The 14,846-nt window shown below is 61.8% G+C and carries 14 protein-coding genes; 3 read left to right on the top strand and 11 right to left on the bottom strand.

The window, feature by feature from the left end:
• Positions 1-14: 14 nt before the first annotated feature.
• Together ACFSDX_RS04360 and ACFSDX_RS04355 are read right to left on the bottom strand one after the other, a co-directional pair.
• Positions 15-719, bottom strand: a complete 705-nt coding sequence (locus ACFSDX_RS04360) for a hypothetical protein (RefSeq protein ID WP_382311959.1) — start codon at positions 717-719, stop codon at positions 15-17.
• A 252-nt stretch (positions 720-971) separates the two neighbouring features.
• Complete coding sequence (locus ACFSDX_RS04355; protein ID WP_382311958.1) at positions 972-1,706, bottom strand: hypothetical protein; 735 nt, start codon at positions 1,704-1,706, stop codon at positions 972-974.
• A gap of 223 nt (positions 1,707-1,929) precedes the next feature.
• Between ACFSDX_RS04355 and ACFSDX_RS04350 the strand changes: the two genes are divergently transcribed.
• Positions 1,930-3,324, top strand: a complete 1,395-nt coding sequence (locus ACFSDX_RS04350) for a mercuric reductase (RefSeq protein WP_382311957.1) — start codon at positions 1,930-1,932, stop codon at positions 3,322-3,324.
• 82 nt (positions 3,325-3,406) lie between these two features.
• On the opposite strand, the gene ACFSDX_RS04345 is transcribed toward ACFSDX_RS04350, so the two are convergent.
• The 9 genes from ACFSDX_RS04345 to rsfS all read right to left on the bottom strand — a co-directional run bounded on the left by ACFSDX_RS04345 (position 3,407) and on the right by rsfS (position 13,475).
• On the bottom strand, positions 3,407-3,937 hold the full coding sequence (locus ACFSDX_RS04345; protein WP_382311956.1) for a gliding motility lipoprotein GldH: 531 nt from the start codon (positions 3,935-3,937) through the stop codon (positions 3,407-3,409).
• 39 nt (positions 3,938-3,976) lie between these two features.
• Positions 3,977-5,653 carry a PSP1 domain-containing protein gene (locus tag ACFSDX_RS04340; protein ID WP_382311955.1) on the bottom strand — a complete coding sequence of 559 codons (1,677 nt, stop codon included), beginning with the start codon at positions 5,651-5,653 and terminating at the stop codon, positions 3,977-3,979.
• Positions 5,654-6,049: 396 nt separating this feature from the next.
• Positions 6,050-6,784, bottom strand: coding sequence for a hypothetical protein (locus tag ACFSDX_RS04335; protein ID WP_382311954.1), 735 nt, complete (start codon positions 6,782-6,784; stop codon positions 6,050-6,052).
• A gap of 265 nt (positions 6,785-7,049) precedes the next feature.
• The gene (locus ACFSDX_RS04330) at positions 7,050-8,213 is read right to left on the bottom strand and encodes a zinc-dependent alcohol dehydrogenase (protein ID WP_382311953.1); all 1,164 of its coding nucleotides are present in this window, start codon (positions 8,211-8,213) and stop codon (positions 7,050-7,052) included.
• A gap of 193 nt (positions 8,214-8,406) precedes the next feature.
• A complete protein-coding gene (locus ACFSDX_RS04325; RefSeq protein WP_382311952.1) occupies positions 8,407-9,312 on the bottom strand; it encodes a hypothetical protein in 906 nt (301 codons plus the stop codon).
• A gap of 58 nt (positions 9,313-9,370) precedes the next feature.
• On the bottom strand, positions 9,371-10,159 hold the full coding sequence (locus ACFSDX_RS04320; protein ID WP_382311951.1) for a UDP-2,3-diacylglucosamine diphosphatase: 789 nt from the start codon (positions 10,157-10,159) through the stop codon (positions 9,371-9,373).
• Complete coding sequence (locus tag ACFSDX_RS04315) at positions 10,149-10,796, bottom strand: LutC/YkgG family protein (RefSeq protein ID WP_382311950.1); 648 nt, start codon at positions 10,794-10,796, stop codon at positions 10,149-10,151. The genes ACFSDX_RS04320 and ACFSDX_RS04315 overlap by 11 nt, the downstream gene beginning before the upstream one ends.
• Before the next feature lie 99 nt (positions 10,797-10,895).
• On the bottom strand, positions 10,896-12,971 hold the full coding sequence (gene ftsH, locus ACFSDX_RS04310; RefSeq protein WP_382311949.1) for an ATP-dependent zinc metalloprotease FtsH: 2,076 nt from the start codon (positions 12,969-12,971) through the stop codon (positions 10,896-10,898).
• Positions 12,972-13,085: 114 nt separating this feature from the next.
• Entirely contained in the window at positions 13,086-13,475 is a 390-nt protein-coding gene (rsfS, locus tag ACFSDX_RS04305) for a ribosome silencing factor (protein WP_382311948.1), read from the bottom strand.
• A gap of 47 nt (positions 13,476-13,522) precedes the next feature.
• Between rsfS and ACFSDX_RS04300 the strand changes: the two genes are divergently transcribed.
• A complete protein-coding gene (locus ACFSDX_RS04300) occupies positions 13,523-14,299 on the top strand; it encodes a biotin--[acetyl-CoA-carboxylase] ligase (protein WP_382311947.1) in 777 nt (258 codons plus the stop codon).
• Between the two features lie 166 nt (positions 14,300-14,465).
• Positions 14,466-14,846: a T9SS type A sorting domain-containing protein gene (locus tag ACFSDX_RS04295; protein ID WP_382311946.1), complete on the top strand. Its 381-nt coding sequence runs from the start codon at positions 14,466-14,468 to the stop codon at positions 14,844-14,846.

Here is a 14,846-nt window from a genome sequence, read left to right as displayed (position 1 = left end):
ACTTAGGGGACAAGCTATTTGGGCCGATGCCTCAACAAGTCTGGCCGAAACACGAGGCCCGCCCCTATCAGCACCGATACCGGGGCCGTGCGTTGGGTGCGTTGGTCGTCGGCCCGGCGGCCGACTGGGGTCGAGATGCCGACCATAAACTGCCATTGGAGCACCCAGGGCCGGGTGCGCACAAAAAACGTCGGCTCCAGAAAAAAACGGGTAGCTGGTGCAAATGGCTGGCCATCTGCCAGCAGCCGGGTATAGTCTACGAAAGTGCCTCGCACGGAAAGGCCGGTTGTTATACTCTCGGTGGGGTAGGCAGCGTACAGCTGGCCGTAGTATCGCCGGTAAGTGGCTTGATAATAGGCGCCCGGCACCGGCACCGGCACCGGCAAGATAAACAGCACGCCCACGTCGAGGCTGTGCAGGTCCATGCTGGCAAAGCCCACGCCACCCACCGCTGCCAGGTAGAGCGGCAGGCGGGCACTCGCGGCCCGGTAGGCACCCACCCCGAAGCCCACCTGCCGGTGCGAATCGTGGTAGGTAGTGCTCACGTTATTAACGGTCCGGGTTTCTGCGTTGGGCTGCACGGCGGCCTCGGCCGTCAGCAGCAGGTGCGGCACCGGCGCCCACGCCGCCCCGGCCTCAAACGAGTTGAGGCTGCGCATGCCCGCGCTCACCTCCACTTGCCCAGCCTCGATGAGCGGCGTGCTCGGAATCGTGGGCACGTATACCGTGCAACTACTTGCCAGTAAAATAGTTAGTGGTAATAGCCACAATGAGTAGCGCGTTTTTTTCATAGCGAGAGTTCGAAGCCGCTGAGGATTAGCGTAGCGACACAAATTACCATTATCCACTACCACCACTACAAGTGCATCTTGTCAGCTTTTCGACTTCCTTCAGCGGCCAGTAACCTGGTATTTTGGGCTTTGCCAAGCGGCCAGCTGCCTTTTTTCATTCCTGAAATCTGACTTTAGCGCCTACCTCCTTTGCCGCAGCAGGTGCGGGTAGAGCGCCACTCCCACCGACACGTAGCTGCGGGTGGTCCTGAACTGCCGGGCGGGGTCGTAGCGGTCGCCGGCCGTTTGCTCGTCGTAGTGCGCGCTGCGCGAAGCCCCCACCGCCGCCTGAAACTGCACCGGGCTGTCTTCGCTGGGCCGCACGCGAAAAAAAACCATGGGCTCGTGCCGCCAGATGGGGGATGCCTGCACGGCCACGCTCTGGTCCGTGGCCTCGGTAAGGCGCAGCTGCACCAGCCGGTACGACAGCCCTAGGGTAGCCAGGGCACCCACTTTGCAAGTGAGGTAGGTTTCGCTAAAATACCGGTTGTAGTGGGCATCGAACTGGTGCTGCACCGCACTGCTGAGCAGCGCAAAGCCATCTTCCTGGTACCGGGCGCGGGCGTGCGCCCGCCCAAAGCCCGCCAGCCCACCCACCAACCAGCGCTCGCCCAGCGGCCAATAGGTGCCCGCGGCCAGCTCATACTGCTTGTTTTGCAGATAGTTGGCGCTGTCTGGGTGCGCGGGCGCACTCCCCTTGAAGCTGGCGGCGGCACGCACCAGCAGGTGCGGCAGGGGCGAGTAGGTAGCTCCAAAATCTAGGCGGTTGGTGAGCGACCAGCCGCCGCTTACCTCCAGCTCGCCCTTGGCCCGGATGTCGGGGGCCGCGCCTTGCATGGGCACGTACACCGAGCAGCCGCTGAGAGCTAGTAACAAGGCACTTAACCAGCCTTTTGCGTAGCGATAAACCATACGTATACAAGAATAGGAATAAGAAGCGTAAAGAACGCCGGGGCCGCGCTATTACCCTAGCTTTCCTGCTGAGAGCCAAGCCTCGGGCCAAGCGTTGCACAGCCACAACTCATTAGATTACCGGTCGTGGGCCGCTGTTTCGCGTATAGGAATTGCCGCCTGTCCCGTGGCCTCAGTTTGCCTTTTTATGTCTGATTACTCCTGCGATGCGCTTATCATCGGCTCCGGCCAGGCCGGCAACCCCCTGGCCAAAGCCTTGGCCGAAGCTGGCCAAAAAGTTATTTTAGTAGAAGCGGCCCAAATGGGCGGCTCGTGCCTCAATTACGGCTGCGTGCCCACCAAAACCCTGTTGGCCTCGGCCACGCGCGCCCACCAGGTGAACACCGCCGCCAGCCTCGGCGTGTACGTGCGCGGCGAGGTAGAAATAGACATGCCGGCCGTGGTGGCCCGCAAGGAAAAGCTGCTCGCCAAGTCGCGCCGCGGCCTCACCGAGTCGCTGGCGCCCGAGCACGAAAACATTACGGTGCTGCGCGGCCGCGCGGCCTTCACGGGGCCGCACCAGGTGCGCGTGCAAGAAACCAAGGAGCGCAGCAGCGAGATTACCGCTAAGCAAGTGTTTGTGAATACGGGCACGCACGCCGCCGTGCCGCCGGTGCCGGGCCTGGCTGATACGAAGTTCTTGACCACTACCGAACTGCTGGAGATAGAAGAGGTACCCGAGCACCTGCTCATTTTGGGCGGCGGCTACATCGGGCTGGAGTTTGGGCAGATGTTCCGGCGCTTCGGCAGCAAAGTCACCATCGTAGAGCACGGCCACCAAGTGCTAGAGCGCGAAGACGACGATATCTGCGAGGCGCTGCAAGCGGCCCTGACCGACGACGGCATCGAGTTTGTGATGGGCGCGGAAGTGCACCACGTATCGCAGAACGCGGAGGGGCGGTTTACCCTCGCCACCGGCACTCCGCAGGGCGAGCGCCGCCTGCACGGTACCCACCTGCTGGTGGCCACCGGCCGCAAGCCCAACACCGAGGACCTAGGGCTGGATCTATCTGGCGTCAAGACCGACGAGCAGGGCTATATCGAGGTCAATACGCAGCTGCAAACCAACGTGAAGCACATCTACGCCTTGGGCGACGTGCACGGCGGCCCGCAGTTTACGCACCTAAGCTACGACGACTTTCGAGTGGTGCGCGATAACCTGCTAGCAGACGGCCCGCGCCGCTCGGCCAAGCAGCGCCCCCTGCCCTACTGCGTGTTCACGGACCCCGCCCTCGGGCGCATTGGCCTGAGCGAGACGCAGGCCAAGGACCAAGGCATAGACTACCGCGTAAGCATCACGCCGGTGAAAAAAATCAGCCGCGCCCAGCAAACCGGCGACGACCGGGGCTTCTGGAAAATGCTGGTGGGGCCCGACGACCGCATCATCGGCGCAGCCATCCTAGGGCCCGAAGCGGGCGAGATTATGACCATCGTGCAAGTAGCCATGGCCGGCGGCCTGCGTTACCAGGAGCTGGCCGACATGGTCATCGCGCACCCCGTTTGGGCGGAGGGCCTCAACGTAGCGTTTCGGGACTTGAAGTAATAAGCTTCCAGCAAAAAGAGGGCGGGGGCCGTGCTGCATTAGCACGGCTTCCGCCCTCTTTTTGTAGACCTAGGTCTTGGATTTACTTCTTGCCAGCGGCGGCTTTCACCACCCGCACGCCTACCGACATGATGCCGGGCAACTGGTTTTGGCGCATGTACTGCTCTAGGGTCACTTTGTAGCTACCGAGGCGGGCAAAGTGCACACCGCGCAAGGCCAGGAACTGGTGGTCGAAGATGTCGCCCGCGCCGGCGCCCCGTGGCTCGCCGGTTTTGGGGTCAAGCAATATCATTTCGTGCAGCAGCGGCTGGCCTACCACGCGGCCATCGGGGCCGGTGAGCGTGTGCTTGAGATACAGGTTATAGAAGCCGTAGGCCGAGGCATTGCGCACGTTGAAATACACGTCGTAGCGGCTGGTCGTATCGGCAATAGGAAAGGTAAAGCTCGGGCGCTGCTGCACGTCCCACACGTAGGGGTCGCCGGTGGGCGACTTGAGGTCAGTGTTTTCTTCGTACACCCGGTTGGGGTCGCAGGCGCTGAGAGTAGTGAGGGCGGCCAGCACCAGCAGCGCCGGCCAGGGCCAGGCCACCAGCCGAGTGAGCAGCGTGGGCATAAGAAAATGAAGAGCTTGTCGATTCACAAAAACCGGTCGTTAGTTGCTGCCGGTGGGCGGGCCAGCGGGGTTTGGGCCCCCGCCGTGGCGGCCGCTACCACCCCGGCGGCCCCGGCCCCGGCCGGCATTGCGGCCGGCATCGCCCTCGCGGGGCGGGCGCGGCGCCTGGGGAGCACTGCTGCCGTCGGTGGGCGCTGGCCCTTTGGGCGGCCGGTTGGCCTGTTCGGGGCGCCGGGAGCGCTCCTGCTCGGGCCGCGGGGCGTCGGGCTGGGTAGTGGGGCTTTCCCCCGCGCCGGCACGGTTGCGGCCCCCGCGCCGATTGAGCGGGCGGGCAGCTGCGCCGCGCCGGCCGCGCTGCTCCGCATTCTCGTCGGACGGCGGACTGGCGGGCGTAGCCGGCGCTACCTCGGCGCTCGGGGCTGGGCTGGGTTGAGCCTCGGCGCGGGGCGGGCGGCTGCCTTCGGGGCGCTCCGGCCGGTCGGGGCGGTCGCGGCGGCGGGGCTCACGGGTGTCGCGCGGCTCACGGGCTTCGGTGGTAGCGGGGGCGGCGGGGCTGGCGGTTGCTTCGCGGGCCTCGGGGCGGTCTTTGCGCTTGCGCTTGCCGCGCTTGCTACCGCCTTTTATCTGGTCGTCGAGGCGGTCTAGGTCGCCTTCCATGAGGGTAGAGACGGCGGGCGCCACTTCTTCCTGCACGCGGGGCGGGGCCAGCGTATCGGGTTTTTCGCCTTTTTTATTCAGCTCCAGCACTTCGCGCACGCGCTCCGTGGAGAGCATCACCCAGTTGTTATCACCTTTGAAGGCAAACCACATGCGCTTGCGGAAGATGTCGGTCTTCTGCAAAAAGGCCTCGCCCGTAGCTACTTGCAAGGGGCGCTGCACCTGCGGAATGTCCTTGAGAGCGTCGAGGTAGGCGTCGAGCTCGTAGTTGAGGCAGCACTTGAGGCGGCCGCACTGGCCGGCCAGCTTCTGGGGGTTGAGGCTCAGGTTTTGGTAGCGGGCGGCGGTGGTGCTCACGGCCTTGAAGTCGGTAAGCCAGGTAGAGCAGCACAGCTCGCGCCCGCACACCCCGATGCCGCCGATGCGGCCGGCCTCCTGGCGCAGCGAGATTTGGCGCATCTCGACGCGCACCCGGAACTCGTCGGCCAGCCGCCGGATGAGCTCCCGAAAATCGACCCGGTCCTCGGCCGAGTAGTAGAAGAGCGCCCGGGTGCGGTCGGCCTGGTACTCCACGTCGGAGAGCTTCATTTTGAGGCGCAGCTCATCGACCACGGCGCGGGCCCGGAACATGGTACCGTTTTCGAGGTCGCGCACGGCCTGCCAGCGCTCCTCATCGTCGGGGGTGGCCACGCGCAGGATGGGCTTGATGTCGCGCGAGTCGGTGGGCACCTTCTTTTTACGCATTTGCAGGCGCACGAGCTCGCCCTTGAGCGACACGTGCCCTAGGTGCCAGCCCGAGCCGGTGGCCTCCACCACCACGGCGTCGCCGGTGACGAGCGGCAGGTTTTTATCGTTGCGGAAAAACTCTTTCCGCCCGCCTTTAAAGCGGATTTCTACGCAATCAAAGCCCCGAAAATCGGAGGGCATATCGACATCGGCAAGCCAGTCGAAGACATTGAGCCGGGTGCAGCCGCCCGACGAGCAGCCACCCTTGGAGCCGCAGCCGCCTACCTTGCTGGTAGAGCAGCCGCCGCCGGATGAACAAGAAGCACAAGCCATAAGGCTAAGAATATATATAATGAGGCAGCCAGATATCAGGCCGCACGGAAGTGGGAAGCTAACAAAGATAACCGTTTCGGGAAGCGGAAAGGTTTGGGGCCAAACCGGCTTTACCGCGCGGCCGGCCCGCTCGCCGTGGGCCGAGCTAGGTGCCTTTCACTCGCTGCGGTAGGTGATGCGGTGGCCACTAACCGCCGCGCATACGCAGGTAGTGGCTTCCATTACTACCTAAACAGAACGGCTGGAATCTGGCACCGGGGCCGGGCCAGTACAGGCTGCCCCGGCCCCGGTGCAGCGCCCTAAGGCGCTGCTATCTAGTGGCTCATAGATACCAAGCTTCTGGCTTATTCCGCACCTACCAGTGGCTTAGCAAACAAGAAAGCGCGCCTTGGCAACCTAGTTTAGGTTCAGGCCAAACAGCAGCCCGACCCACAGCTTACGCTGGTAAATCCAGTAGTCGGCATCGGGACCGAGGAGCTGGTCGATGCCCACGGCCATGCCTACGTTGAACACGCGGGCGTCGTAGATGACGGCGGCCCCGCTGTGAATAACGACGCCTTCGTAGTCGAGCGCGGCCTGGCCGCGGGTGAGGTCGGCGGAGATGAGCGAGGAGCCCAGCCCGGTAAAGAGGCCGTAGCCCAGGCCCACCGTGCGAATGAGCGGGTCGGCGCGGCCCGATGGGGTGCGGTGGCGGGTGAGGTGGTAAAAATCGAGCCGCCGGCCTAGGTAGAGCGCCGCGTTGAAGGTGGTGTTGAGCGCGATGGGCACGCCCTCGCGGCTAGGGCGCACCTTGAAGGGCAGGGTAAAAATATCAAAGTCAAACTCGCGGTGCAGCAGCACTACGCGGTGGCGGGGGCGTAGGCCGTAGCGCAGGGGCGGGGCGGGCACGGCCGCCGGGCGGTAAAGCAGCAGCGTATCGGGGGCGGGCTGCTCGAGGTAGAAGCGGTGGCGCGGCACCTCGGCCACGGCTTGGGTCAGCAGTGAGTCGTTGGTTTGAACTACCTGGTAGTAAGCGGGGTCGAGCTGCGTGATCCGGCCCACCGTGCAGCTGCCCAGCCCCGCCAGCGCCAGCAGGGCCGCCAGCGCGGCGTACAAAGGGCGGCGGGCCACCGCCTCAAAACGGGTGTGCATGAAGCTTGTTGGTAAGCGGCTTGGGGCCTAGGGTAGGTTTCGGGCGGCAAGCTACTCGGCAACGGGCGGGCGGGCCGCCAAGCCCAACGGGCAGCGACCAAATCTCAGCCGGCGCGGCCTTTGCGCGCCTATGTTATCTCTTGGTTCGGCCAGCCAGATAAGAGTAATCGCCTAGGGACTCAGCAGTTTTATTTTAAAAAAAAGCCGCCCGCCCGTGTAATACGGGCGGGCGGCTTTGCTTAACCTGGCAACTTAGCGCTCAGCTTTATTCGCCGGGCTTGAGCACCACTTTCAGGCAGTTGTCCTTTTTGTGGCGGAAAATGTCGTAGCCATGAGCGGCCTGCGAGAGCGGCAGGCGGTGCGAGATGATGTCATCGAGCACCACTTCGCCCTTAATAATGTGCTGCAACAGCTTGTCGATGTGCTTGTGGGCCGGCGCTTGGCCACCCACCAGCTTGATGCCTTTATCGAAGAACTGGCCGACCGGGAAGTTGTCGTTGGTGGTGGCATACACGCCCAGCACCGACACCACACCGCCGCGGCGCACGGCGCTCATGCAGGTTTCGATGATTTTGGGCGAGCCTTTTTCGAGGTTGATGACGGCCTTGGCGCGGTCGAGCAGGTTGCGGTCGGGCTCGAAGCCCACGCAATCAACGCATACGTCGGCGCCGCGGCCCTCGCTCATATCACGAATTATTTGTACCACTTGGTCGTGGCTTTCCCAGAGGATAGTTTCGCAGCGGGTCGTTTCCTTGGCTTTATCGAGGCGGTATTGCTGGGTATCGACGATAACTACGCGGGCCGCGCCGCGCAACCAGGCGCTCTTGGCGGCCATAATGCCCACCGGGCCGGCGCCGAAAATGGCAATAAACTCGCCGCCCTTCACCTCGGCCCAGTCGATGCCGGAGTAGCCGGTCGGGAAGATGTCGGTAAGGAACAGCACCTGCTCATCGGTGAGGAAATCGGGCACTTTGCGGGGGCCGTAGTCGGCGTAGGGCACGCGCACGTACTCGGCCTGGCCGCCGTCGTAGCCGCCATAGAGGTCGGTGTAGCCGAAAAGGGCGCCGCCCTTCTGGGTCAGCAGGCCGCCTTCGGGGCCGTAGTGGTCGGGGTTCGAGTTTTCGCAGTGGCCGGGCAGTTCGTGGTTGCACATGAAGCAGTGGCCGCAAGCCACGGGAAAGGGCACCACCACGCGGTCGCCGCGCTTGAGGTTACCCACGCCCTTGCCTACTTCCTCCACAATGCCCATAAACTCGTGCCCGAGCACCATGGGCGAGGTGGGCAGCGAGCCGTTGTAGATATGTAGGTCGGAGCCGCAAATGGCCGTGCTGGTGACGCGGATGATGGCATCGCGCGAGTCTTTCAATGTGGGGTCGTCGACGGTGTCGACGCTGACGTTGCGGGGGCCGTGGAACACTAATGCTTTCATGCGGGAGGGCTGGTTAGGGTGTGGCTAACGTGCCTGAACTAACGGCGCCGCTAGCGGCTGGTTGCGCCTATCCGCATCTTTACCACGGGCTGCAACTACGTTACAGCCAGCATATTGCTCAGTTTTTCTCTCGTCCCAACCTGAGCCACTACGGCTACCTAGGCCGCTCAATTTCAAAGGATGCGGCCCGCCCTCAGAGCTGATAAATCTGCACGCCTTTGGCCGTAACAAAATAGGCGTACTGGTCGCTGAGCAGCACCTGGCGCACGGTGGTTGCATCGAGGTCGGCGGGCAGCGGCTGGGTGCGCTCGGTGAGGTTGTAGAGGTGAAAAAAATGCAGCTGCCCCCCGCTGAGATAAGCCAGCTCATCACCCCGAAACGTCACAAAGTCCAGGCCCGGGAAGGGCAGCTTCTTGCGGTAATTCCCTAGGTTGTCAAACACGAAAACGCCGCTGGTGCGGTCTACCAGGTAGATGTTGTTCTGGTACTGGCGCAGAAAGCGAAAGTCGGGCCGGCTGCGGCCAATAATTAAGTCTAGGGGCGTATTCTGGACCAGGCGCAGCGCCTGCGGGTCGAACTCGCGCAGCACCAGGTTGCTTTCATCGAGCAGCCACAGCAGGCCGTCAGGCGCCAGGGTGGCCGTGCGCACGGTACCCTCCACATAGTCGGCTAGCCGAATTTCGCTCAGCGGTGCCAGGAAGCGGTCGAGCAGCAGCACCTGCTGGCGGTCGTCGTAAAAAACCAATACGCTGTTCTGGTTCCAGGCTTCGAGGACCGCCACGTGGCCGGGCTGGGCCGGCGAGTAGGTATTCAGCGGCTGCCCCGCGGTGGTGAGTTGGCGCAGGTTATTATCCTTATCGGCCAGGTAAAGCGCGCCGCGGCGGTCTACGGATGCCGCGCTGGCGCCAGGCAGCACTAGGCTCTTAACCAGCGTCCAGGCACCAGAAGCCGAAGCAGGGGTATTGGGGTTAAGAGTTTTAGGTCCGGGCGCAGCTTCAACCGGCGCTACGCCAGCGGCGGGCGCCACCGAGGCGGCGCTGGGCACGGTGGCTTGGGCTACTGAGTTAAAAGTTAAGAGTTGAGAGTTAAGAGTTAGCAAGAGCCAGAGTAGGGCCGGGCCTTTTTTAACTCTTAACTCATAACTCCTAACTCCTAACTCACTTGTATTCGCGCAACGCCATAGTGGTACCATCATACACGCCGTAGGAACAATAATTGACCCATTCGCCCAGGTTAATGTACTGGCTGCCGGGGCCCACGGCCACGTCGAGCGGCAGGTGCCGATGGCCGAATACGTAATAGTCGTGGTGCCGGCGCTTTTCTATCTCGCGGCAGTACACGAGCAGCCATTCGTCTTCGCCGAAGTACTTTTCGTCGGCCGCCCCGTTTTGGAGGCGCGAGCGCTGGCTCCACTTGCTGGCTAGGCCGATGCCTAGGTTAGGGTGCAGGCGCGCAAACAGCCACTGCGTAAAACGGGAGTTGAAAACCGGTTTCAGCAGGCGCTTATAGGCAAAGTCGCCGGGCCCGAGGCCATCGCCGTGGCCGATGTAAAAGAGCTTGTCGCCCATGCGCTGCGTCACGGGGTCGCGCTGTACGGGGATGCCCATTTCCTGGGTAAAGTAGCCAAACATCCACATATCGTGATTGCCGGTGAAGAGCGTGATGGGCAGGCCGCCATCGGTGAGCTCGGCCAGCTTGCCCTGCAAGCGGCTGAAGCCACGCGGAATGGCGTGCTTGTACTCAAACCAGAAATCAAAAATATCGCCGACCAGGTAGATGGCCGCCGCGTCTTTAGCAGCCTCGTCGAGCCAGCGCACAATGCGGCGCTCGCGCTCGCGTGAGGTGGCCGCATCGGGCACGCCTAGGTGGAAATCGGAAGCAAAATAGACCCGCTTGCCGGCTGGCAAGGCCAGCGGCGGCAGCTCGGGCAAAACCTTAGGTGTCATCTTCAAGCAAAAACAAGGTGAGCCGGCGCGGGCCGTGGGCACCTAGCACAAGCGTTTTTTCGATGTCGGCCGTGCGGCTGGGGCCGGTGGTGAGCGAGAGCATGGAGGGCAGTTGGGCGCCGTAGCGGCCCTGCGCCACCCGCAGCGCGTCACCGATTTCGGCCACCACCTGGCTGGGCCGGGCCAGCACAAGGTGCTGGTCGGGGTAGATGCTGAGCCGCCGGCCGCTGGCCGTGGCGGGCGCCACCACGATGCTGCCCGTGCGCGCCACCAGCGCCTCGCACGACGTAAGCCCGGCGGCCGCCTGGGCCTTAAACTCAATTTCGGTGCTTTCAAACGGGACGCCGGCTTCGGCGAGCAGCGCTTGCAGGGCCGGCTCCCACACGTAGAATTGCTGGCCTTCGGGCAGGCGCTCGGCGAGCCAGGCGCGCAGCTCGGTACCTAGCTGCGCCTTGGTTTCGCAGTAAAAAAACTCGCCGCCGATGCGCCGAAAGTTCGCGGCGAACGTCACGGCCAGTTCGGCGTCGGGCAAGGGCGGGTGCACAGGAGCAGCCCAATCGGGCTGGGGAGGCTGGGGCGCCGGCCCAGTGGCCAGGGCCGTGCGGATGCGGGCCAGCATACTATCGCGGGAAGACATGAGGCAAAGGTAGGGGTAGGAGTATAGCTAGCTCGACATTCTAAACGCAAAAAGGCCAGCCGTTTCCGGCTGGCCTTTTCTATACTTTAAACTTGGTCTCTACACAGTCTCCGACTCGGGCATGCCGGGCAGGTGCAGTTCGGGCAAGTCGCTGGCGATTTTGGCGCCGGGGTTCTCACTCTTCACTTCGCTGGCGGTTTCTGAGCGGTCGGTGCCGGCCATGTGGGCCTGGTAGTTGGTTTGGCCACCGTAAGGGCGTTTGCCCACCAAGCGCTCTAGGTCGTCTTGCAGCAGCACTTCTTTTTCCAGTAGCTCCTTCGCAATTACTTCCAGTTCGTGGCGGCGCTCGGTGAGCAGCTCCTTGGTCCGGATGTAGGCGTTTTCGATGATGGTGCGAACTTCTTCGTCTATCATCTGCGAAGTGGCTTCCGAGTAAGGCTTCGAGAAACCGTACTCGTTCTGGCCTTTCGAGTCGTAGAACGACACATTGCCCAGCTTAGGATTCATGCCGTACATCGTCACGATGCTGTAAGCCATCTTGGTAATGCGCTCCAAATCGCTCAGTGCGCCGGTCGAGATTTTACCAAATACAATGTCTTCAGCAGCGCGGCCACCTAGGGCCATGCACATCTCGTCGATGAGCTGCTCCGTGTTGTAGAGAAACTGCTCTTTAGGCAGGTACTGGGCGTAGCCTAGGGCAGCTACGCCGCGCGGTACGATGCTCACCTTCACCAATGGGTCGCAGTGCTCTAAGAACCAACCCGTGATGGCGTGGCCCGCCTCGTGGTAAGCTACGATGCGCTTCTCGCCAGGCGAGATGATTTTATTTTTCTTCTCCAAGCCACCAATCACGCGGTCGATGGCGTCGGTGAAGTCTTGGTTGGTGATAAATTTCTTATCGCGGCGAGCGGCGATAAGCGCGGCCTCGTTGCAAACGTTGGCGATTTCGGCACCGGCAAAACCAGGGGTTTGGGCCGATAGCTTACGAGCGTCCACGTCGGGGCCTAGCGTCAGGGGCTTGAGATGCACCTGAAAAATATGGGTGCGGCCGTTGATATCAGGCTTGTCGATGCTAATCTGACGGTCGAAGCGACCGGGACGCAACAGAGCGGAGTCCAGGGTATCGGGGCGGTTGGTAGCGGCCAGGATAATAACCCCGGAGTCGGTACCGAAGCCGTCCATTTCCACCAGCAGCGAGTTCAGTGTGTTTTCGCGCTCGTCGTTGCCGCCGGGCATCGAGCCCTTGCTGCGCGAACGACCCACGGCGTCAATTTCATCAATAAAGATGATGCAAGGCGCCTTGGCCTTGGCTTGCTTGAAAAGGTCACGCACGCGGGCGGCACCCACGCCGACGAACATTTCCACGAAGTCAGAGCCCGACAGCGAGAAGAACGGCACGTCGGCTTCGCCAGCTACGGCTTTGGCTAGCAAAGTTTTTCCAGTGCCGGGAGGGCCGACCAGCAGCGCGCCCTTCGGGATTTTACCACCTAGGATAGTGAATTTGCTGGGGTTCTTCAAGAACTCCACAATCTCCTGCACTTCCTCTTTAGCTTCTTCCAGGCCAGCCACGTCCTTGAACGTAATCTGCACTTTATCACCACCTTCGAAGAGCGCGGCGCGGCTCTTACCGATGTTGAAAATCTGGCCGCCGGGGCCGCCCGCGCTACCGACACGGCGCATCAGCACCCAGAAGCCCACCATGAGCAGGATAATCATGCCAGGGCCGGTGATGATATCTAGTAGGCTTACGCGGTTCTGTATATCGAAGCCCTGGCGCTTGGCCGGGTCCACGTTAGCTTGCAGCTTATCAAGGTCTTCCTTGAACAGCTTAGCATCCACGATGGGGAAGGCAAACTGCACGTCGCGGCCCACTACGAAAGGACCGCGCCGGGCGGTTAGCTCGTTGAGGTACTCGGGCTTGCGCAGAGCGGTAGGCGTGAGGCCGAACTCGACTACCTTGTCGTTGTAGAGGGTAATCTTTTCGACATCACCCGCCAGCAGCATTTGTTCAAATTTTTGCTGGTTGGTTTTAATAGCCGAATTGTAGCCGCTGAAATAGAACATTCCGAGCAGCAGGAACAAGAGCCCCCCTAGCACCCACATCTGCACGCCCGGCCGGGGCGAGGGATTGGGCACCGTAGGTTTACGGCGCTTATTAGGCGTGGTATCAGACATAAAAGATGGTTAACTAGAGAATATGAATCGGGGGTAAAACTGTGGGCCACAGTCTTTGTTGCTGCGCAACTACCGTGGCCTCCTTCACTAGACGCCAACACTCCCCCTAATACTTTAACGGGAAGCCTCGGCCGGTTCTTCGATATGCGTAATTTCGGCGTCGCCCCACAGCTCTTCGAGCGCGTAGAACTGACGACGGTCACGTAGGAAAACGTGCACTACGACATCTACGTAATCCAACAACACCCACTCGCGATTGGTGCGTCCTTCGGTCTGCCAGGGGTTCTGGCCCGTAAGTTTTTCCACTTCTTCTTCTACTGAGCGCGCCAAGGCGTCGAGCTGAGTATCAGAATTTGCTGAGCAAATGACAAAATAGTCGGCTACAGCGTTCTTCAATTCTTTTAGATTGAGCACCACAATGTCAGTGCCCTTTCTTTCTTGCATGCCGCGAACGACTACTTCTGCCAATGTGTCCGAATCCTGCCGGACTAACGTGCTCTTCATAGAGAAATCTAATTGTTTACCTTGCTAAAGTACGACTGCTAACTCCGTTGGTCATCAGCCCCGACACCTTATTCACGGGCCAGCAGCTGATTTGGTTGCCGGCCTGTCCCTCCACTAACTCGGTGGCGCAGCAATTGCAGCGCGAAAACCGAGCCAGTGAAGGCTGCACCGTCATTACCGGTCACCAAACCGCCGGCCGTGGCCAGCGCGGCAACCAATGGGAGGCCGCCGCCCACGAAAACCTGACGCTTTCGGTGGTGTGGCAGCCCACTTTTCTGGTGGCCACCGAGCAATTTTTGCTGAGTCAAGCCGTGGCCCTGGCGGCGCTCGACTGGGCCCGCCGCTGGCTAGGGGCCAGTGGCGAAAACAGCTTGCGCGTGAAGTGGCCCAACGACTTGTACGCCGGCAATCAGAAGCTAGGTGGTATTCTGATTGAGAACACCCTGAGCGGGTCAAAGATTCAGTACAGCGTCGTCGGAATTGGCCTAAACGTAAACCAGCAGGCCTTTGCCGTGCCCACCGCCACGTCGCTGAGCCTGCTCACGGGCCGCCAGTACGACCTGGCCACGGCGGCCGCTCGCCTGCTCGAATGCCTCGAAGCCCGCTACCTCCAGCTGCGGGCCGGGCGCGTGGGCGAGCTGCGGCGCGACTACCTAGCGGCCCTTTACCGCTATCAGCAGCCGCACCAGTTTTTGGTGGATGGCCGGCCCACCACGGGCGAAATTGTGGGCGTCGAAGATGATGGCCATCTCGCCGTGCGCCTGGGCGGCGAGGTGCGGCGCTTCGGCGTGCAGGAAATTAGATATTTAGGGGAAGTGACCTAAGCGGCGAGCCACTACATTCGCACAGATTAAGCAGGGCTAGGTCGAGTATCGTCCTAATTTGGTCGACTATATAGTACGGCACGGTGCTTGTCATAGCTACTTTCGTGGCAGGTATTCGGCAACGCAGCTGAACCATCCCTTCCAGGCTCGCCTTACCGCTCTGACTATGCGCTTCTCTACTACTGTTTTAATACTCCTCACCTTGCTGACTGGGGCCACGAGCTGGGCCAACCCGCGCACGGCCAGCCAGCCTAAGCTGGTCAGCTACCGCGCCGCTCAGGTTGCGACCCCTACCCTCACCGTATTTCCGAACCCCAGCCGCGGGCAGCTCACGGTGCAGGCCGCCGGCCTCACGGGCCAGGGCTACAAGTTTCGGCTGGCCAACGTGCTGGGCCGCGAGGTACGTTTGCTGTCCTTCCGCCCCGAGCAGGCTTCCGAAGCGCTGGCGGTAGACCTAAGCGGCTTGCCCGCTGGCTTGTACTTCTACTCGCTGCTGGTGAACGATAAAATTGTGAGCACGAAGCGCCTGACTTTGCAGGCTGACTAA

The sequence above is a fragment of the Hymenobacter bucti genome, from assembly GCF_042681145.1.
Lineage (GTDB): Bacteria > Bacteroidota > Bacteroidia > Cytophagales > Hymenobacteraceae > Hymenobacter > Hymenobacter bucti.
The sequence above is the reverse complement of the archived record's forward strand: the minus strand, read 5'-3'. Positions and strand labels throughout refer to the sequence as shown.